17 protein-coding genes and 2 pseudogenes are annotated in these 19,323 nt (G+C 61.2%); 3 read left to right on the plus strand and 16 right to left on the minus strand.

The window, feature by feature from the left end; all coding sequences use genetic code 11:
• Positions 1 to 26 precede the first annotated feature (26 nt).
• The 7 genes from AC1Z3W_RS33450 to AC1Z3W_RS33480 form a co-directional block, all read right to left on the minus strand.
• Positions 27 to 338 (minus strand): hypothetical protein, encoded by a 312-nt coding sequence (locus tag AC1Z3W_RS33450; RefSeq protein WP_124833658.1) that lies wholly within the window; start codon positions 336 to 338, stop codon positions 27 to 29.
• 68 nt (positions 339 to 406) lie between these two features.
• Positions 407 to 1,711: an SEL1-like repeat protein gene (locus AC1Z3W_RS33455; protein WP_483509637.1), complete on the minus strand. Its 1,305-nt coding sequence runs from the start codon at positions 1,709 to 1,711 to the stop codon at positions 407 to 409.
• Between the two features lie 2 nt (positions 1,712 to 1,713).
• Positions 1,714 to 3,726, minus strand: coding sequence for a phospholipase D-like domain-containing protein (locus AC1Z3W_RS33460; protein WP_483509341.1), 2,013 nt, complete (start codon positions 3,724 to 3,726; stop codon positions 1,714 to 1,716).
• Positions 3,723 to 6,677: a type VI secretion system Vgr family protein gene (locus tag AC1Z3W_RS33465; RefSeq protein WP_483509342.1), complete on the minus strand. Its 2,955-nt coding sequence runs from the start codon at positions 6,675 to 6,677 to the stop codon at positions 3,723 to 3,725. The genes AC1Z3W_RS33460 and AC1Z3W_RS33465 overlap by 4 nt, the downstream gene beginning before the upstream one ends.
• Positions 6,678 to 6,943: 266 nt before the next feature.
• Complete coding sequence (locus AC1Z3W_RS33470) at positions 6,944 to 7,414, minus strand: hypothetical protein (protein ID WP_057926659.1); 471 nt, start codon at positions 7,412 to 7,414, stop codon at positions 6,944 to 6,946.
• Between the two features lie 96 nt (positions 7,415 to 7,510).
• Positions 7,511 to 7,825: a hypothetical protein gene (locus AC1Z3W_RS33475; protein WP_057926658.1), complete on the minus strand. Its 315-nt coding sequence runs from the start codon at positions 7,823 to 7,825 to the stop codon at positions 7,511 to 7,513.
• 10 nt (positions 7,826 to 7,835) lie between these two features.
• Positions 7,836 to 8,240 (minus strand): lysozyme inhibitor LprI family protein, encoded by a 405-nt coding sequence (locus AC1Z3W_RS33480; protein ID WP_160327450.1) that lies wholly within the window; start codon positions 8,238 to 8,240, stop codon positions 7,836 to 7,838.
• Between the two features lie 285 nt (positions 8,241 to 8,525).
• Between AC1Z3W_RS33480 and AC1Z3W_RS33485 the strand changes: the two are divergent.
• A pseudogene (locus tag AC1Z3W_RS33485) lies at positions 8,526 to 8,624 on the plus strand (molybdenum cofactor biosynthesis protein); the annotation flags it as partial.
• Between the two features lie 111 nt (positions 8,625 to 8,735).
• Positions 8,736 to 9,068, plus strand: a pseudogene (locus tag AC1Z3W_RS33490) (hypothetical protein); the annotation flags it as partial.
• 109 nt (positions 9,069 to 9,177) lie between these two features.
• On the opposite strand, the gene AC1Z3W_RS33495 reads toward AC1Z3W_RS33490, so the two are convergent.
• The 9 genes from AC1Z3W_RS33495 to recA all read right to left on the minus strand — a co-directional run bounded on the left by AC1Z3W_RS33495 (position 9,178) and on the right by recA (position 18,399).
• Positions 9,178 to 9,528, minus strand: a complete 351-nt coding sequence (locus AC1Z3W_RS33495; RefSeq protein WP_057926656.1) for a TonB family protein — start codon at positions 9,526 to 9,528, stop codon at positions 9,178 to 9,180.
• A gap of 414 nt (positions 9,529 to 9,942) precedes the next feature.
• Positions 9,943 to 11,721, minus strand: a complete 1,779-nt coding sequence (locus AC1Z3W_RS33500; protein WP_057926655.1) for a PglL family O-oligosaccharyltransferase — start codon at positions 11,719 to 11,721, stop codon at positions 9,943 to 9,945.
• 162 nt (positions 11,722 to 11,883) lie between these two features.
• Positions 11,884 to 12,480 carry a pilin gene (locus AC1Z3W_RS33505; protein WP_057926654.1) on the minus strand — a complete coding sequence of 199 codons (597 nt, stop codon included), beginning with the start codon at positions 12,478 to 12,480 and terminating at the stop codon, positions 11,884 to 11,886.
• Positions 12,481 to 12,577: 97 nt separating this feature from the next.
• On the minus strand, positions 12,578 to 13,282 hold the full coding sequence (locus AC1Z3W_RS33510; protein ID WP_057926653.1) for a TerC family protein: 705 nt from the start codon (positions 13,280 to 13,282) through the stop codon (positions 12,578 to 12,580).
• 161 nt (positions 13,283 to 13,443) lie between these two features.
• The gene (gene sucD, locus AC1Z3W_RS33515; protein WP_042586225.1) at positions 13,444 to 14,325 is read right to left on the minus strand and encodes a succinate--CoA ligase subunit alpha; all 882 of its coding nucleotides are present in this window, start codon (positions 14,323 to 14,325) and stop codon (positions 13,444 to 13,446) included.
• A gap of 149 nt (positions 14,326 to 14,474) precedes the next feature.
• Complete coding sequence (gene sucC / locus AC1Z3W_RS33520; RefSeq protein WP_057926652.1) at positions 14,475 to 15,641, minus strand: ADP-forming succinate--CoA ligase subunit beta; 1,167 nt, start codon at positions 15,639 to 15,641, stop codon at positions 14,475 to 14,477.
• 68 nt (positions 15,642 to 15,709) lie between these two features.
• On the minus strand, positions 15,710 to 16,318 hold the full coding sequence (locus tag AC1Z3W_RS33525) for a DUF2889 domain-containing protein (RefSeq protein ID WP_057926651.1): 609 nt from the start codon (positions 16,316 to 16,318) through the stop codon (positions 15,710 to 15,712).
• A 144-nt stretch (positions 16,319 to 16,462) separates the two neighbouring features.
• Positions 16,463 to 17,329 (minus strand): recombination regulator RecX, encoded by an 867-nt coding sequence (recX, locus tag AC1Z3W_RS33530; protein WP_483509343.1) that lies wholly within the window; start codon positions 17,327 to 17,329, stop codon positions 16,463 to 16,465.
• Entirely contained in the window at positions 17,329 to 18,399 is a 1,071-nt protein-coding gene (gene recA / locus AC1Z3W_RS33535; protein WP_057926649.1) for a recombinase RecA, read from the minus strand. The genes recX and recA overlap by 1 nt, the downstream gene beginning before the upstream one ends.
• Positions 18,400 to 18,589: 190 nt before the next feature.
• On the opposite strand from recA, the gene AC1Z3W_RS33540 reads away from it, so the two are divergent.
• Complete coding sequence (locus tag AC1Z3W_RS33540) at positions 18,590 to 19,318, plus strand: response regulator transcription factor (RefSeq protein WP_057926648.1); 729 nt, start codon at positions 18,590 to 18,592, stop codon at positions 19,316 to 19,318.
• Positions 19,319 to 19,323: the final 5 nt, after the last annotated feature.

A 19,323-nucleotide genomic window follows, 5' to 3' on the forward strand; every position in this document is an offset into this window, starting at 1 on the left:
ACAAAGGCGTGATCTTTGCCAAGCAATCATCCATGCGGGGCCAAGCCTCCGATTAAAAAAGCGAGTCGCGCCATTCCAACGCCCACACACCAGCCCACCAGAAGAGGACCGATTTCGCCCGTGTACTCACTGTCGTACTTCCAAGCGGCAACAAATAGCAACGGCACCGGCACGGCGATCATTCCCGCCATCTTGGGCCAGTCGGCATACGGTGCGAATATCTGAAGCGCGCTGCTCGCAAGTGCCCAGCAAGGCAGTCCAAGGACGAACAACAACCAACCAAACCCTATCAACGTCACTGGGTGCGCACGCCTCTTCGCTTCATTAGGTTGGTTCACGTCGAGCGATCTTCCTGTCGGTTACAAAAGGGGCCATCCGCCTGTAGTCTTCCCGGTATGGAACCAGATCAAGCCTGATCAAGGTATGCGACAAGTTCCCATGCAACGGGTGCCATGTGTTGCCGCGTACCCATCATGCTGTCGAGAACCGCAAGCCGTCGTGGTTCATGCACGACGACGGACGGCAACGAGTCGCCCTTTAGAAACCTGCGTTTCGCATCGCCGACCTGACCGGCATCCAGTTTCGCGCACCACACCCCATCTTCCGGGCACTGCTGACCGGTATGTGCGACGGTCCCCAAAGGAAGGCGTGCTGCGACGTTCACAGGCTGGTCATCTTGAGAAGTCTTCTCTACTGGATTTGCCAGAGGTAACCCCGTTGCCGGGTCGAGGTGCTTCGCCTTCGCCATCTGGTCGATGACTTCATCCGACGGCTTCTGTGGCGGAACCGAAGCGTCCTGCTCTTTCTGCCATTGGAACGTACCGTCCCAAGGCGGAAGCTTCGCGGGCGGAAGCGGCACGATCTTGTCGATGTCCGGAACCTTGGGATTGCGGCCGTCATTACTATCGATGAACTTGCCGATCAAGTTGTATCGACGACTACGCTCTATGTCGGGATGTACACCAAGACCATATATCGGATCTTTCCCTCCACGCGCATCAAAGGCATTCTGAAGTAAAAATGCCGCTTGCGTGTTCCCGGCCTTGGCGCTGTTCTGAAATGCACTTAGTGCTTCATCATACTTCCCATTATCTTGAAAACCAACGCCGAGATAATCTGAGGCTTCAGCGTGCCCCTGATTCGCAGCACACATGAACATCTGGTGTGCGATCTCAGGAGCAGCATCGGCTGGATCAAGGAGTTTCGCAACATAATATTGTGCATCTGCGCTCCCCAAATCTGCCGCTTTTCGGATGTATCGTCTTGCTGCATCCCCATCCTGCTTGAGACCATAGCCGTTCAGAAGATAGTGCCCAAAATCGTAATAACCACTTGGCACCCCCTCCTTGATAAGCTGTTCGGCAAGATCAACGCTTTCTCTTTCCGGGTCGGGCGATGACGCCATTCCAGACGAGATTAGAATTTGAAGATTGTGGTTTGCTTTGTAGTGCCCAAATGCTGAAGCTATGCGATAGTATCGGGCAACATCATTGAAATCCTTCGGCCCCTCTCTCTTTTCGAGATATCTAGCGTACTGAAAAAGCTTGTCAGCCTCAGCATCGAGTGGCGGCAAATGATCGACTTCACGCGTACACGTGAAGGCAAGATTCAAGCGCACGGCGCTAACGTCGGATAACGGATTCATGGCACTTTCGTTCTTCGAACAAGCGGTCAAAAAACATACAACAGAGAAGATGGCAAGTATGCGCATAGTCAATCAAGTCTGCTTCGTGTTGTTGTATCACTGGCAAATTCAACAAGCGACGCATATGGCGACTCTTTTTTTGAATTTCGACGTATAGCATTTCTAGAAATCAAGCGCCCCCAAGCCTTAAACGCGTCCCCGATGTTGTCACCTGATGCTTGTGCACTATTAACATCGACATCCGAATCAACCCTCCGCCCATCTAAAGAGGCCGGCTTCGTATGAATCGTCCACAGTCGCTTCCGAAGCGCCTTGGTCACATCGCCATGTTCGTGGCAAATATTCAACTCACTATCGACCTCCATACTTCGGGTGTTGATGTTGGCTGAACCATGCGTCAAGAACACGTCATCAATGATCATGATCTTGCTGTGTACATACACATCCATCCACTGACCAGCTGGTGAATCTGGCGCGACCAACGTACAGATGAGCGTTTTCAACCCCGGAATGTCACTGGGAAGAATTCTGCCGTTCTGATGATCTGACTTGATCTTGCTATCCACCGCTTCCCGCTGCTTCAGCAACTCCTTCCGTCGCACCTCATTTTTGGCGAAGAATTGCGCATACTGTTCTCGCGACCCAGAACCATACTCCACCGCTTGCTGCTCACTGTAGTCGATATCATTGAGTTGCGAAGTCAATTCTCGCTGCTGATCCAGTCGCTCCGCCCGAGCCACATTCGGTATCGTGCCCGCATGTCCGAGCGATTCCATCATTCGATAGGTCGACACCTGCCCGTGATCCAATGCCTCAGCATTGGAGTTCGTAACCACGAAGAAGTACAGAGGGCCATGCTTGCCACTATCGCGCCCCCACGCAGTCTGCTTGTTGATCGCATTCTTGATATGTTCAACGAGTGGCGGCCACCGGAAATACTGATTCTCGATGTAAATATATTGAGTCGCATTGTCGGTCGTCTGCTTGTACATCGACCGAATGTCACGACGCCCCTCCTGCGACTGCGTGCGCAGCAGTTGCGCCATTACTACCGTTCCTCGACTCCGGTCAACCTTGAGCTTCGACGCCAACGGTTTCCGAGGTGTCGTCAAATCGACACCCGTTGCCCGTTCCCATGCACGAGTGAAATTCACGTTCAGATGTTCAAGGATAGGTCCCGTGACCACTGCGGACATATCCTGCCTCGGTGTCGCACCATTGCGACCGAAACGCGGATACATGCGTGCATACGAATGCTTATCGTCGTCCCAGTATGCATCGAGCGTGTTGTGCCCCATCACAAAACCAACAGCATTGTCTGGGTCTTCGTAATCGACCATCACCGATTTCTGATGATGTGAAGGCTCTGCGGCCAAGCCATTCACAATCGTCTCAGTGGGAAGTTCCTTGTCCTCCCGAAACAACATCTCTCTGTGAATGATTTCGTGACGATCCGTCAGTGAAAAGTCGCGAGTCATCATCTCGATACATGGTATCCCTTGTAAGGCAACCGACTTTCTCGGTTCGGGAGGCGGCAAACCTGCTGCATGTCGCACTCGAAACTCGTCAGCCTGCTTTTGTACGTTTTTCTCTCGAAACGGGGAAGGAGGGACGGCTCTCGCAGCCTTGAACCATGCGCGGTCATAGTCTCTCTCGCCGCCATGTTCATTTTGTGTAAACAAATGCCTTAGCCAAGTCATACCCGGCGTCGAGTTTTCGGAATATTGTGATACTGGCACAGTATCTGCCCAGCATAATATCCGAACGCGAACTCCCTCTAGCGCCTTCTTGATCAGTAGATCGCCGATATTGAGTGATGTCTCGTTGTTCCCACGCTTGAAATACATCGACGGCTGAAAACCCCAGCAGATGATTTCCACGCTAAAGCGAGCGGCGGCAATCGCATCGTAAACCGCGCCGAATGCTTCTTTACCATTGACCAGAGGTTTGTAGGAACATGGAACAGGATGAAATTCAACGCGCTTACCCTCGTCGTTCAGGTCCACAAACCATGGCAAGGTTGTCGATGCACTCGACGTTTTGTTGAGCGCCATCGGTGTGGTGATCGTCTTGGCTGTCATACCTCATCCCCCGAGTCTGGATCAAACAGATTGCTGTAACGCGTTCGATGTGACGCCCGGTCACCCGACGGCGCAACGTCCGGTGCATCGCTATTTTCGTGGAACAGGAACCCCTGATTCGCAAGTTCACCATTCACGGTATCGTGATACTCGCCAGGGACTGGAATATCGTGCTTCACGCCGTTCGCGAATTCCAACGTGTACTTCTGCGTCGATACGTGATGATCGATAGGCAGCTGCCCAGTCTTGTCGAACACACCTTGCTTGACCAGCGCACCATCGGCATACAGTTTATAGGGCATGCCAGCCGGGGCAGCATTCTTCGCCGAGGGCGATGCGAACGTGTTCAGCGACAGTTTCTGGACCGGCGAATCCTTGAACGCCGGGTTCGTGATATCGACCCGCGCAGGTCCAGCGAACGAATAGCTGGCGGCCTTGAAGTCGATCTTGCCCGGTGAGTGGATATTGATGCTGCCGTCCTGACTGATCTGGACGATTGCGCCGCCGCACAGAATCCGGACTTCCTTGCCAGAGGCGACTTCGATGACATCCGTCACGGACCGGATGTGCAACGCCAATTGAGCCGCCAGATCGATCACGCCCGCGTGCGCCTGAATATCGATGTCACCCTTGCCAGCGATGGCCTTCATGCCGCCGTTCTGCGCAAAGAGGCTGATCAGGTTAAGCGCCGCGACGATCAACGACTGCCCCGACGCAACAGTCGTGGTCTGGCCGCTGACAAGATTGAGGAGTTGGTCTGCCGAGAGATGCACAGATTGCTGCGTTGATGCCGCAATTCCCGCTGGGCTGTCCAGCAGCATCACGGGTTCCTTGAAAGCGTTCGCGGTGCCTGTGCCACCACCCGCCGTACGCCCCCCCTTGGCCTCGGGCGTCTGCGGCAATTCCAAAGCGTCCGCGAAGTGCTTCAACGCATCGTGGCCTGACTTGAGGTCCGCTGCCTGATGCCCCTTGCTGGCTTCCGATAACGAATCGACCAAATTCCCCGCACGCGACAATTGCTGGCTTGCCTCTCGCACATCCAATTGTTCGGCGTCCGGCGACTTGTGCTGTGTGCTGATCGCCATCCCCTGATTCGCGCGCATCGCACCGAACGCATCAGTATGAAGCTTGTAGCCAATCCCGCGATATCCGCCGCGCGTGTTGCCCGTCTGGTCAATCAGGTAGCCCTGATGAAACAGGTGATAGGTGCCCCCGGTATAACTTGTCAGCCGCTGACCGCCCTGATGCGTGGAATCATCGTGAATCAGGGCGTTGTATGCCCCCGTATTGCCGAAACCGCGCGACTGCTGGCCCGACTTCAGCACATCCGAATGCCACGGCTGCTGGGTGGTGCCACCCGGCAACCGCCCCATGACGAAGGGGCGATCACAATCACCTTGCCAGTATCCGATGGCAACCCACTCGCCACTACGCGGGACATGGACTGCGCCGTACCCATCACCGGTATCACCTTGCATCACTCGCAGCCACGGCGACGTGTTGTACTCGCCCGACGGGCTTTGATGGTCCCATGCGAACCGACCGCGAATCTCATTGTTCTCGTTCGTCCACGCTTCCTCGCCACTCGGCGCGCCGACAAGCAGATGTTCAAGCTGCATCACCGGCTTCTTATGTTCGAACGGGCTTCGATACACGACATCGGTGCGCTGGGCTTCGGTCTTCATCAAGAAGAAACCGACCGAATCGTCATCGGCATGAGGACGAGACACGGACGCCTGTTCATATTCCGCCTGAACGCGGTCAAACTCCGGTTGCAGACTGAATGGAAACGCTACCGATTGACGGGCAAACGGGACGTTGTTCAGGATGAACCAGTGCATCTCGACCGCCAGAAACTCGCGGTCCTTTGGATCACGGCCATCGTGGCGCGGATGGTCGTTCAGCACGAATCTCGACCCTGCATCGAGCCAACGCACGCCGCCGACGCCGATAAAGCGACGGGCCATCGCGTCCCATGCCTGCGTCCTAATCCGCGCACGGCGGGCACCGCTGTCGGAATCCGGGTAGCCCAGGGTCGTCGGTTCGTACACGGTCGCCGGGATGCCCGGAACACTGAGGGTTTCCTTGTCCCGGTAATGCTGGACCGTGTATGTCGTCGCCTCCATCAGACTACTCGCCGCGAAGCTGGTACCCGGTCGATCCTGATCGAACGAGGTGGACTTGAACTCCATTGGCTGTGCAGTCTGCTGCATCACCCACTGCGTCAAGCCATCGATTTCATCGCCCGTATTGCTTCGGGAATACGTGACATCGTGCGCTTGCGGCAACGCCGAGATGCTGTCCACGATCACCAATGTGGTCTTCGGCGGGTTGTTGTCCTTGACGGTCGCATGTTCCCAATAGAAGTACCACCCTTCGTCTTCCAGCAGACGTTGAACGAAATTCAAATCCGATTCGCTCTGTCGCGTGTATGTGCGCGTACTTGGCTGGCTGCTGAGATTGAATCGGTAGTGCCCGTGCAACTGAGGGTATTTGTCGAAGACGGTGCTGATGCTCTGGACGGCGTTCGAATCCAGCCAGTAATGATCGTCACGACCTTCGCCCAAGAAGAACAGGGCGGACGCGAACTCGATCTGGTAAAGCGAAAGCGCACCATCAGCCCCCAACTGCCTGATCTGACGCACGAAGCCGTGAATCGGACGATACTCCGCGTCGGCATAGCGTGTTGTCGATTGCTGAATCAACAACGACACCTGCTGATGCATCAGAGCGAGCAATTCGATGTCGTCGCGCGTGGATACCGCATCAACAGTCCAGCGATAATCACGGCCGATCTTCGACCAGCCTTTCGCGCGAACGGGCGTGAGTACGTTATCGCCCAGCGGGGTGCGCAATGTCAGCAAACGGCCATGCTGCATGAGGCCCCGGTTGATCGCGTCGAAGATGTCGCTATATCTCAAACTCCCCGAATCTGTCGGTCCGAGTGCCATCTGTTCTTGTCCTTGTCTCTCAGGTTCGACCGTCAAGATTGCGAGATAACAGACGGTCCATCGTAGCGACAATCATCGCTCAGACGATTTTATCCGGAACAAGACGAATTCATGACAGTTGTACGTTTGCGCAGCGGGAATTTGACGATCATTGACGCGAATCTTCGTCGGGCGACGCACCCTCATCGGTGAAGATGCACCATTTCTTTCATTTTAATTTATTCTAGCCTTCTAATTTATTTCATCTCCCCCACGTAGGCATCCGACTAATGTCGCATCGCCAACCCACCGCTCGGCGTACCGAAATCAATCAGTCCGTCGTCGTTGTACGTCTGAACGATGAATTCCAGCAGTGCCGCGAACCGGTTCACGACGGCAACAAAGTTGCCCGCGATCAGCCCATTCATGTACGGAAGAGCGTAGGCCACAGTCAGGTCTTCGTCCGGGTCGATGGTAAAGACCGGGAGGAACACGTCTTCGTTAAGACGCTTCGCCAGTGCATGCTTCAGCTCGATGGGAGCCTGCCGGTTCAACGGAAGATATGTGCCGAACCGGATGAACTTCCGGTCGGTGATGAGGGCGATGCGATACCCGATGCCCTGATCCGTGCGCAATCGGATGCAGTCGGGCTGCACGCTGTAGGGAACTACGCCACTATCGCGAAGGTGGGCGTCGAGGGCTTCGATGGAAACTGTGGATTCTTCGGAAACTGTGGATTCTTCGAAAATTTTCGTCAATAGGCGCTCCGTTCGTGGATTCTGCCGGTCTTGCTTGAATGGCGGGCCGGGACGACATCCGGCGTACTGTCGTCCCGCGATGACCCTACCATTAGTTCAATCGTTGGCCGGTCCCATGAATTTCTTGCCGAACGCGGTCAGCCGAACATCCTTGCCAAGGGTGTACTTTCGCGTCTGCGCAGGACTGGTACCGTCCGATTCGTCAACTTCGATGATGCCGTCGATGTCCGTGTAGTTCCAGCTTGCATTCATGCCCTTCGTGGTCGTACTGGCCTCAAATTCGCAGCCGTCGCATGACCGCTTGTCCGACAGCGTGATGCGTTCGCCGCCGTCGTTGATGGTGCCAACAACGTGCGCGTTCGCTGCCGTCACACCAACCGCCAGCAGCAGGCCAATAATCAGTCGTTTCATTGCATTCCCCTCATGTAGTCATCGCAGACAGGGCTTGGATTCGGGCGTCTGTCACGCGTACCAAGCAGGTCGCATCGTCACAGGCGTTGCGTTCCTTCAGCCAGTCTCGCTGCTGCTGCTTCAGTCCCGCTGGATCACTCGATTTCGCCGCAGCCACACGATATGCAGCGGCAAGGCGACGGTCTGCATCTGCCGTGGCAGGCGTCGAACAAATCAGCTTCTCGATCTTGGACGTGGCCTTGCCACAGTCGAAGCTGGCTTCGACCACTGCTGACTTGGGCGCTTCCTGTTGAACCTGCGATGAAGCATCCGACGTTTGTTGCGTGGCAACGTCCGAGGCCGAAATAGCCGCTGCCTGTTCGGCAGGCGCGGAGACTGCCGATGCTGATGCGGGAATCGGGCATTGCTTGGACAAACTCTGCGAGAGCGCAACGAAGTTGCCTATTGCGTTACTGGGCGCAGTTCATCGTAACGGGTACATCACCGACATCGAGACTCGCGTAATGCCGGTGCAGCATGTCTCCACGCTTCGACGCATGTCCAAGGATGCATCGAATCGCGTAAACGCACGCTTGGCGAATGGGCAGGTATTGTTGTCCAAGTCTTGTCCAAACGCTGTCCAAGTTCATTAACCGATTTGGGCAAGATCGAACGCTTCGGCGACAGTAAGTCTTTGATTTACAAGACCATCAACCCAAGGCTTTGCACCGGAACCAGAATGTGCAAGGCGGTCGATCGGGGGATGGTGATTACCGACGTGAGCGTGAGGGAGAAGCGTGGCGGGAAGTCGGGGGACTAGAAGGCGGAGGACGTAGCGGGCTGAAGCACGCCTGTCCGGGGCAGTTCGGGATGAATCGTCGGCCGTAACGATTCCTCATTTCGAACAATAGAAAATCAGAAGAACACGTTCAACGGCCGCGATTTCGTCGACGAATGGCTTGACGTGGACGATGCGCTCGCGCGCGAATGGAGCGAACCTGCGGCCGCAGCGGCGGCGCTGAAAACCCGGCAGGCGTTCAATGCGGAAAGCAAGGCGCCCGATATCGGGTTCGCGTGTGGACCCGTACGCGGCTGCTCGGACAGCAAGGATCGCTTCCAGGTGGAACTGGATCTGACGGGCAAGGATGGAAACACCGTGGCGCGGCGCTATGCGCTGATCCACCAGGAACGCAACGGCTTCACGATGCTGGGACTGCGCAATGCGGCCGAGCCGGCATGCCGCCGTGCGAACCTGATGCCGTAGCACTGAACCTCGGCGGCGCGATGAGACGGCGCTCCGGCATAGCGGCGTCGGACAGGAAACGACAGCAAACACGGCGCGACGCGGTATAACCCGCCGCACCGGCCGCGCATCATTCGGCGCGTCGCGGCTCGAACACGAACGGTTGCGTAAGCAGAAACGGGTTCGCGGTGGCACCGGTCTGCGCGCAGGTCGCATGCGTCATCGCATCGACGGCCGCGCGGTCTGCCGCCGCGTTGCGGCTGCTCGTCGTCACGGTAACGTTCTGCGCTTCGCCCGAGGTCGTCATCAGCGCGCGCACGAGCACGGTGACCGGACGTGTGAGCGGCTTCGCGCCATCCGGATAGACGGCGCGCGGAATGTGGCAGGTCAGCTTGCTTTCCTGCGACGACGACAGCATCGCGCAGCCGGAAAACAGCAAGGCGACGGCAGGCAGGATCAGGATGGTCGAGCGAAGGGCCATGGTCGAATATCGTTCTTCAGTATTGTTCCGGACGAACGCCGCGCCGGCGGACATCGCCCGGCCGCGTCGCGTGCATCGCCCTGCGCCGCGGCCATCGGACCGGCGCCCCGTTACGGCCGCACGACCGATGACTACCGGTCGCGATCCTGCTTGGCGGGTTCCCGGAGACCGGGGCCAGCGTTCGCGTCGGCGGCCCGCACCGGGCAGCCATGCACGCGAACGCTTTCGCGCATTGTGCATGCGCCGCCCCGCGCATGGCAGCGATTTGACAATGGTTGACGCGAATCGCGCCGGATTCGGCTGGCATCCATTCCCCGCGGGAAGCAATCGCCGCACCGTCCGGGTACGCCACCGCTCCCCCGCCTCACTGCAATCCGGCCAACGCCGGGATTCCCCGCCCGGCGCTGCGCGACATCACTCGGAATCGTCGTCCGACTCGTCATCGTCCGCTTCGGGCGGCACGTCCCCATACTTCGCAACGACGGCCGCCTTGAACGCCTTCAACGCCGGCTGCTGGTCGCACAGCTTGTACAGCGACGCCAGTTGCTGCGGCCAGTCCTTCAATTCCTTCGCGAACACATGCAGGCGCGCGACCGTATCGAGCGCGTCGGCTTCGCGACCGGCCAGCGCCTGCAGCGCCGCATAGCGGCGCAGCACCGTCTCGCCGGGCAGCAGCGCAATGGCGCGCTCGTGCGCGACGAGCTTGAGCGGCAGGTTGTCCGGCGAAATCGTCAGCAGCGTGGCCGCTCCGTAATCGCCCCACGCACCGAATAGCAGCGACGGCGCATCGCGGTACTGCGCAGCCGGGTCGTTGCCGTAATACAGCACTTCAGCGCGCTGGTAGTCGCGCAGCACGGGCACCGCCGCCAGCACGCCGCCGACCGACAGCACCGCGAACAGCCCGAACGCCAAGCGGCCCGGCAGGATGCGCAGCGGCTTCACGTCGAGCAGGCCGATCACGAACATCGCCGGCAGCAGGAAGAACATGTACTGCTGCGGATATTCGACGAGCGCATGCATCAGCAGGATGCCGATCAGCGCGAGGCCGAACACGCGCGTGCTCGACTGCGGCGCGCGCACCGCGCGCACGAACCACGTCACGAGCGCGACGACGAGCACGCCGAGACCGGCGAGGCCGGATTTCGCGAGCAGGTCGATGAAGATGTCGTGCGAGTTGTTCGCGATCTCGACACCGCCGAGCGTGCGCACGAGCGCGAACTGGTGCGACGGGAATTCGCCCCAGCCGACGCCGAGCAACGGATGCTCGCGGAACATCGCGAGCCCGTACTTCCACAGCGCGAGGCGCGGCGCGATCTGCCCCGCGTCGCGCATCCGGTCGGCCGCCGACTCGGCGAGCCCCAGGTGGAAGTGCACGTTGGCCCAGCGCACCGCGACGTTCACCGCAACGAAGGCCACCGCGAGCGCGACCGGAATCAGCCATGCGCGGCGGTTGCCCGGCGTGCGGCGCGACTCGAGCCATGCCATCCAGAATCCCGCGACGACCATCACCGCGACCTGCAGCCACGGGCCGCGCGACACCGTCAGCGCGAGACCGACCGACAGCATGATCGACAGCGCGAACCATGCCCATGCCGCGAGCCGGCGCGTCTGCACCAGATACAGCGCGCCCGCGAGCGCGAACGCGATGTAGGTCGCCAGGTGGTTCGCCTGCGCCATGTTGCCGTACGGACGGCGATCGACCGCGATGTTGTACATCACGACGAACGGCGACACGGCGGATTCGAGATGGAACAACTGCACGACCTGGCTCGCGACGGCGAGCACGCCGCCGATGAGCAGCGCGCCGGCCATCATTCGCGCGGTGGCTTCGGCAAGCCCCTCGCGCGCGAGCGTGTAGCCGGCCTGCATCGCGACCAGCGCAGCGGCCAGATAGCCGACCGCGAGCCAGTTCATTGACGGCACCTTCAGCGGCATCAGCGCGACCTGCGCGATCAGTACCGCCGCGAACCCGAGCGGTGCGACGAACGCGGCCGGCGCGGCGAACGGCTCGGCCGGGCGGCCCGTGCGCGCAAGCAGGACGACGGAGAGCCCCACCAGCAGATACAGCACCAGTGCGGCAAATTCGGAATAAAAGGTCGGGATCGGATACGTGTGATTCGTGATCGAGTACGGCACGATCAGGGCGACAGCCAGCGCAACGAGCGGCAGCGAACGGGAAAAAGTAGAAGGCATGAGCAAACCGGATGTCAGCAACCGGCGCACTATACAAAACTTTCCTCCCTCTGTGCGGGCCCGTCGCGCCGTCATCCGATACGGCAGCGCCAGCACGGCGGGCCGGCACGGCAGACGCCGCGCCGTGCACACCGTCACGCACCGGCCCGTACGCCGTCGACATTACGCGCGGCATTCCGCCGGCGCATATTTCGCGGGCAACGTCGCCGCCTCCGCTGGCAACGGACCCGCTCCCGGCGCCGGAAGCGACGACGCAGCCTTGCCGGCGGCAAAGCATTCCCAGGCAATCGCGCCGGCCTGCATCGCGCCCTTTTTCAGCGGCACCCGTGCGGTCGGCGTCTCGGCCTTGTCCGGCGCGGACGGCACCAGGACGAGCGTATTCGCACCGGCCGCGGCGACGCGGGCGGTAAACGCCACCGTGATCTGGCCCGTATCGGCGTCGATACGAACGGATTCGACGTTGCGCGTGGCGGCGGGCGGACTGTAGCCGCCGTCGAGGCCCGCGCCGCTCGCGGCGTTGTCGGCGACCGCCAGCCGCGCGGACGACGCGAGCGCGAGCCCCTCGCCGACGCGCGACCGCGCGAGGTAATCCTGGTACGCGGGAATCGCATAGGCCGCGATCACGCCGACGATCGCGAGCACGATCATCAACTCGATCAGCGTGAAGCCGGCGGGCCGCCAGCGCGGCACCGGGCGGCGCGCGCGCCGCAGATCGGCGGCGATGCGACGGAACAGGGAAACGGAAAAGGCTTCGAACATGACTGGCTCCGGAAACGAAAAACGCCTGCCGAATCAGGCAGGCGTTTCGATCGTAGCCAGCGGGCCGCGGCCCCGGCAGTCGGCCGGACGGCCAACGTCAATGCGCGTGCGGAACGCTGCGGCGGCGCCGGAGCGCGTATCCGGCGGCAACGACGAGCAGCGCGCCGGCGATGCTCGCGCCATAGATCGCGGCCGACGTATCGAGCACCGGCCAGCGATCGCCGACCGGGTCGTGCACCATCAGTCCGCCGGCGATCCAGCCGAGCAGCCCGGCGCCCAACGCGACGACGATCGGGAATCGGTCGAGCAGCTTCAGCACCAGCGTGCTGCCCCACACGATGATCGGCACGCTGACGACGAGCCCGAAGATCACGAGCGCCAGCCGGTGCGACGGATCGGCCTGCTCGGCCGCGCCGGCAATCGCGATCACGTTGTCGAGGCTCATCACGGCGTCGGCGATCACGATCGTCTTCACCGCGTCCCACAGCCGGTCGGCAGGCTTCACGTTGTCGTGCGCGTCGGCATCCGGCGCCATCAGCTTGATGCCGATCCACAGCAGCAGCAGGCCGCCGCCGAATTTCAGGAACGGCACGTCGAGCAGCACGACCGCGAACGCGATCAGCGCAACCCGCAGCAGGATCGCGCCGGCCGTGCCCCACACGACGCCGCGCAGCCGCTGGTTGGCCGGCAGGTTGCGGCACGCGAGCGCGATCACGACGGCGTTGTCGCCGCCGAGCAGGATGTCGATGATGACGATCTGGAACACGGCGCCCCAGTGCAGCGACGTCAGGAATTCAAGCATGAGGAATATAGGTAGGTGCGGGGCAACGACTGTCTGACAGGCGACCCGGTTCATCGCCGGCGCATGCATCGCGCATGCCCGGGGCTTACAAATTCATTGCGCGAGCATAACAAAAAACGCCGGCAGAGCCGGCGTTTTTTGCAGGACGAACCACGCGGAAATTACAGCGCCTTCTTCAGGAGGCGACCCATTTCCGACGGGTTGCGCGTGACGGTGATGCCGCACGCTTCCATGATTTCCAGCTTCGCTTCGGCCGTATCCGCACCGCCCGAGATCAGCGCGCCGGCGTGGCCCATGCGCTTGCCCGGGGGCGCCGTGACGCCCGCGATGAAGCCGACGACCGGCTTCTTCATGTTGTCCTTGATCCACTGAGCGGCGTTGGCTTCATCCGGACCGCCGATTTCGCCGATCATCACGACCGCGTCCGTATCCGGATCGTCGTTGAACATCTTCATCACGTCGATGTGCTTCAGACCGTTGATCGGGTCGCCGCCGATACCGACTGCCGACGACTGGCCGAGGCCCAGTGCCGTCAGCTGCGCAACGGCTTCATACGTCAGCGTGCCCGAACGCGACACGACGCCGATGCGGCCCTTGCGGTGGATGTGACCCGGCATGATGCCGATCTTCAGTTCGTCCGGCGTGATCGTGCCCGGGCAGTTCGGCCCGAGCAGCAGCGTCTTGCGGCCTTCGCGACGCATACGGTCCTTCACTTCGATCATGTCGCGGACAGGGATGCCTTCCGTGATGCAGATCGCGAGATCCAGGTCGGCTTCGACCGCTTCCCAGATCGCAGCGGCTGCGCCTGCCGGCGGAACGTAGATGACCGACACGGTCGCGCCGGTTTCTTCCTTCGCTTCCTTGACGCTCGCGTAGATCGGAATGCCTTCGAAATCTTCGCCGGCCTTCTTCGGGTTCACGCCCGCGACGAATGCTTCGCGGCCGTTTGCGTATTCACGGCAGGCGCGCGTATGGAACTGACCGGTTTTGCCGGTAATGCCCTGCGTGATGACCTTCGTGTCCTTGTTGATCAGAATCGACATGTATTTTGACCTCTGTTCGATTGGCGTCGCGAGCTAACCGCGCCGCCATGCGTGTTCGTTGAGCGCGCCAAGAAAACGCCGGGCCGCCCCAAGTTTTCTTGACTCCCCCGAGGGGCCTGGCGCGTAGCGCCAGGTCTGGGGGCGCTTCTTTACTTGCCTTCGGCAGCCGCGACGACCTTCTGCGCAGCTTCTTCCATGCTGTCCGCCGAGATGATCGGCAGGCCCGAATCGGCCAGCATCTTCTTGCCGAGGTCCTCGTTCGTGCCCTTCATGCGCACGACGAGCGGCACGTTCAGGTTCACGGCCTTCGAACCGGCGATCACGCCTTCCGCGATCACGTCGCAGCGCATGATGCCGCCGAAGATGTTCACGAGGATCGCCTTCAGATCCGGGTTCTTCAGCATCAGCTTGAACGCTTCGGTGACCTTCTCGGTCGTCGCGCCGCCGCCGACGTCCAGGAAGTTCGCCGGCTCGCCGCCGAACAGCTTGATCGTGTCCATCGTCGCCATCGCGAGGCCTGCGCCGTTCACGAGACAGCCGATGTTGCCGTCGAGCGAGATGTACGCGAGATCGAACTTCGACGCTTCGATTTCAGCCGGATCTTCTTCGTCCAGATCGCGGTACGCGACGATTTCCGGGTGGCGGAACAGCGCGTTCGAGTCGAAGTTGAACTTCGCGTCGAGTGCGATGACCTTGCCGTCGCCGGAAACGTTCAGCGGGTTGATTTCAGCCAGCGACGCGTCGGTTTCCCAGAATGCCTTGTACAGGCCTTGCAGGATCGCGCGCGCTTGCGGAATCGACGCAGCCGGCACGCCGATCTTCGCGGCGAGGTCGTCGGCCTGGGCGTCGAGCAGGCCCGTCGACGGCTCGACGATGACCTTGTGGATCAGTTCCGGGTGCTTTTCGGCAACTTCTTCGATGTCCATGCCGCCTTCGCTCGAACCCATCAGAACGATCTTTTGCGACACGCGATCGACGACGAGGCTGACATACAGTTCCTGCTTGATGTCGGCGCCTTCTTCGATCATCAGACGGTTGACCTTCTGGCCTTCCGGACCGGTCTGGTGCGTGACGAGCTGCATGCCGAGGATCTGGCTCGCGTATTCGCGAACCTGCTCGATCGACTTCGCCACCTTCACGCCGCCGCCCTTGCCACGGCCACCCGCGTGAATCTGAGCCTTCACGACCCAAACCGGGCCGCCGAGCTCTTCTGCCACCTTGACGGCCTCGTCAACCGAGAACGCCGGCTTGCCGCGCGGTACCGCGACTCCGAATTTCCGCAGGATTTCCTTACCCTGGTACTCGTGAATCTTCATGCGTGATTCCCTTCAGTCTGAGAGTTGGATGAAATGTCGCTTAGGACGCTTCTTCGAATGATTTCCGTTCATTCCTTCGTGCTGCCTTCACCGGGCATATCCGGCCGAATCGGGCCATACCAGCGCGGGTAGTACTGCCGAACCACCTCGCCGTCGAACCGCAGCGCCCGGCAGCGGCCGAGCTGGAAAGGCGGTTCGGCGTGCACGCCGTCGTGATCCGGCCCTTCGCCGCCCTCCTCGCGCACGTTCCACACGTCACCGGCGAACGCCTGGATCGCTGCCGTCGGCAGCACGGCGCATAGTTCGGTGAGATGGGAGCAGCCTGCGACGCCGGCGAGCAGCCGGTTCGCGTTGCGGCGGAAATTGCGGAAGAGGTTGAGCCCGATGAGGGCCCGATAGGCGGGAGTGGCGGATTGACAGTGACCGGGATAAGGAACCCATTCCGACGACGCTTCGGCGTCGACGACATTGAGGTCACGATCGATAGTCACGCGCAGCCAGAGTTCGTGGATCGGCAGGCCCTGGGGCCGGATGCCCGACGCAAGCGCGACGTCGCGCGGCTTGTGATCGGTCAGGCAGGCTTCGATGTCCCACAAGCCGTCGCCGCGCTCGTAGGCTTCCGCTCGGATTGCGCGTCGATGTCGCAACTGACGGGGCACGGGCTCGGATAGCGGCATGCTGGAGGTTGAGGCCGAAGAGGAAAACCCATGGATTTTAGCATATTGGGTATTTGAGGCATTCGGCCGCGAAGGCGGGTATTCCCGCCTGTCCGGAAACGGTTGCATTGCAGCAAAATCGCGCGCAGCGCGCGACCGAACCCGTCAGTCGTCGATCGGGAAATCGTCGCCGACCTTCAGCAATTTCACGATGGTCGCGCTCGAAAAGCCGCGCGCGGCGAGAAAGCGCGCCTGCTTCGCGCGCTCGGCCGGCGTTTGCGGCAGTGCACCGAATTTCTTGCGCCAGACGGCCTGTGCACGTGTCAACTCGGTCTCGCGCAATTGTGCATTCACTTCCTCGACGAGACTGTCGCCGACCGCATGGCGCTTCAGTTCACTGACGATGCGTGCGACGCCGACACGCGACGCGCGGCGATGCACGAGGCTTTCGGCAAAGCGCGCATCGGACAGCCAGCCCTCCTTCTCCAGCGCATCGAGCACCGGTTCGACCGATTCGTCCTCGCCGACGTACGGCGCGAGCTTGCGCGCGAGTTCGGCGCGGCTGTATTCGCGCCGGGACAGGTAGCCGAGCGCGCGGCCCTTCAGCGAACGCGGCGGTTTCGACGATTTGCGCTCGGTGGGTGCCTCGTTGCCGGAAGCCGCGCCGGCAGCGCTGCCGGATGCGCGGCGCGGGCGGCGTGGATGCTGGCTGCTGCGCGTATACACATCTTCCTTGACCGGCGCAGCCGCATCGGCCGCGCGCTCGCCCGGGAAGCTGACACCGGACACGTGACGACTCGACCGGTCATGCGCGTCGAACGATTCGTCGTCGTCGAACGGATCGACCGGCACGGTAATCTCAAACGAAACGAGGGCATCGTCGGATGCCCTCGTCGCGGTGCGGTTCGCGGCATGACTGCCCGCGCCCCGCCGGTCGGCCCCCGAGGATTCGGCTCGCCGGCCGGAGCGACCCGCCGTTTCGGGCGCGTCGCTCGGTTCCGGTTCGCCAGCCTGACCTCGGCGCCCGACCATCACTCTTCTTCGTCCATCGCCTCGGCTTCGTTGCCTGCGCCATCGGGCATCGCAGCGACGCCAAGCGACTCACGAATGCGGTTCTCGATCTCGCGGGCGATTTCCGGATTCTCGCGCAGGAATTCACGCGCGTTGTCCTTGCCCTGACCGATCTTCTCGCCGTTGTAGCTGTACCAGGCGCCTGCCTTGTCGACGATCTTCGCCTGCACGCCGAGATCGATGATCTCGCCCTGACGCGAAATGCCTTCGCCATACAGGATGTCGAAGATCGCTTCGCGGAACGGCGGCGACACCTTGTTCTTGACGACCTTCACGCGGGTTTCGTTGCCGATCACCTCGTCGTTCTTCTTGATCGAGCCGATCCGGCGGATATCCAGACGCACCGACGAGTAGAACTTGAGCGCGTTGCCGCCCGTTGTGGTTTCCGGGTTGCCGAACATCACGCCGATCTTCATCCGGATCTGGTTGATGAAGATCACGAGGCAGTTCGTGCGCTTGATCGTGCCCGTCAGCTTGCGCAGCGCCTGCGACATCAGGCGAGCCTGCAGGCCCGGCAGCGAATCGCCCATCTCGCCTTCGATTTCAGCCTTCGGCACGAGTGCCGCGACCGAGTCGATCACGATCATGTCGATCGAGCCCGAGCGCACCAGCGCATCGGTGATTTCGAGCGCCTGCTCGCCGGTGTCCGGCTGCGAGATCAGCAGCTCCGGCACATTCACGCCGAGCTTCGCTGCATATTGAACGTCGAGTGCGTGCTCGGCGTCGATGAAGGCTGCCGTGCCGCCCAGCTTCTGCAGTTCGGCGATGACCTGCAGCGTGAGCGTGGTTTTACCGGACGATTCCGGACCGTAGATCTCGACCACCCGGCCGCGCGGCAGGCCGCCGACGCCAAGTGCGATATCCAGACCCAGCGAGCCCGTGGAGACAACCTGGATGTCTTCGGTCGCTTCGCCGTCGCCCATCCGCATGATCGATCCTTTGCCGAACTGCTTCTCGATCTGCGCGAGTGCGGCCGCCAGCGCCTTGCTCTTCTCGGCGGTCATCCCGGAGCCCTTCTTGCTATCTTCCATGAATCGTCCTTTGCTATGATGAGCAGCGTCTGTTAGAGGCGCGCCCGCTTTCAAGCGCCGCCCACGAATGCAGACACTGTATAAAAAAACAGTGTTTTATGCAAGCCCGCAATGCAGGCTGCGTTGTACACGGATAACTTCGGAGACAGCCGCGCCGGCGTGAACGCCCCGCCGGCCACCGGTCAGCAACATGCGAATTCTCATCGCCGAAGACGACAGCATACTCGCGGACGGCCTGACCCGATCACTCCGCCAATCGGGCTATGCGGTCGACCACGTGAAGAGCGGCGTCGATGCCGATACCGCGCTGTCGATGCAGACCTTCGACCTGCTGATCCTCGATCTCGGACTGCCCAAGATGTCCGGGCTCGACGTGCTGAAGCGCCTGCGCGCGCGCAATTCCAATCTCCCCGTGCTGATCCTGACCGCCGCCGACAGCGTCGACGAGCGCGTGAAGGGGCTCGACCTCGGCGCGGACGACTACATGGCCAAGCCGTTCGCACTCAACGAACTCGAGGCACGCGTGCGCGCGCTGACCCGGCGCGGCGCGGGCGGCGGCCCGACCGTCGTGCGCCACGGCTCGCTCGCGTTCGACCAGGTCGGCCGCATCGCGTATGCGAACGATCGCGTGCTCGACCTGTCCGCGCGCGAACTCGGTCTGCTCGAAGTGCTGCTGCAGCGCATCGGCCGGCTCGTGTCGAAGGAGCAGCTCGTCGACCATCTGTGCGAATGGGGCGAGGAAGTCAGCAACAACGCGATCGAAGTGTACGTGCACCGGCTGCGCAAGAAGATCGAGCCGAGCGGCGTGCGGATTTCCACCGTGCGCGGCCTCGGCTACTGCCTCGAGAAAGTCGCGCCCGCGGCACCGGCCGACACGGCCGCGCCCCAGCCCGCGGCGGCCGGCACGCCACTGCGCTGAACACG

The sequence above is a fragment of the Burkholderia sp. 10_S31 genome, assembly GCF_056930375.1.

Coding starts and splice junctions, on each gene's coding strand:
- AC1Z3W_RS33455 (WP_483509637.1), bottom strand. CDS start 1,711: ATGCGCATACTTGCCATCTTCTCTGTTGTATGTTTTTTGACCGCTTGT.
- AC1Z3W_RS33525 (WP_057926651.1), bottom strand. CDS start 16,318: ATGCCGCTATCCGAGCCCGTGCCCCGTCAGTTGCGACATCGACGCGCA.
- AC1Z3W_RS33465 (WP_483509342.1), bottom strand. CDS start 6,677: ATGGCACTCGGACCGACAGATTCGGGGAGTTTGAGATATAGCGACATC.
- AC1Z3W_RS33495 (WP_057926656.1), bottom strand. CDS start 9,528: ATGGCCCTTCGCTCGACCATCCTGATCCTGCCTGCCGTCGCCTTGCTG.
- recX (WP_483509343.1), bottom strand. CDS start 17,329: ATGGTCGGGCGCCGAGGTCAGGCTGGCGAACCGGAACCGAGCGACGCG.
- AC1Z3W_RS33505 (WP_057926654.1), bottom strand. CDS start 12,480: ATGTTCGAAGCCTTTTCCGTTTCCCTGTTCCGTCGCATCGCCGCCGAT.
- recA (WP_057926649.1), bottom strand. CDS start 18,399: ATGGAAGATAGCAAGAAGGGCTCCGGGATGACCGCCGAGAAGAGCAAG.
- AC1Z3W_RS33540 (WP_057926648.1), top strand. CDS start 18,590: ATGCGAATTCTCATCGCCGAAGACGACAGCATACTCGCGGACGGCCTG.
- sucD (WP_042586225.1), bottom strand. CDS start 14,325: ATGTCGATTCTGATCAACAAGGACACGAAGGTCATCACGCAGGGCATT.
- AC1Z3W_RS33500 (WP_057926655.1), bottom strand. CDS start 11,721: ATGCCTTCTACTTTTTCCCGTTCGCTGCCGCTCGTTGCGCTGGCTGTC.
- sucC (WP_057926652.1), bottom strand. CDS start 15,641: ATGAAGATTCACGAGTACCAGGGTAAGGAAATCCTGCGGAAATTCGGA.
- AC1Z3W_RS33475 (WP_057926658.1), bottom strand. CDS start 7,825: ATGAAACGACTGATTATTGGCCTGCTGCTGGCGGTTGGTGTGACGGCA.
- AC1Z3W_RS33460 (WP_483509341.1), bottom strand. CDS start 3,726: ATGACAGCCAAGACGATCACCACACCGATGGCGCTCAACAAAACGTCG.
- AC1Z3W_RS33510 (WP_057926653.1), bottom strand. CDS start 13,282: ATGCTTGAATTCCTGACGTCGCTGCACTGGGGCGCCGTGTTCCAGATC.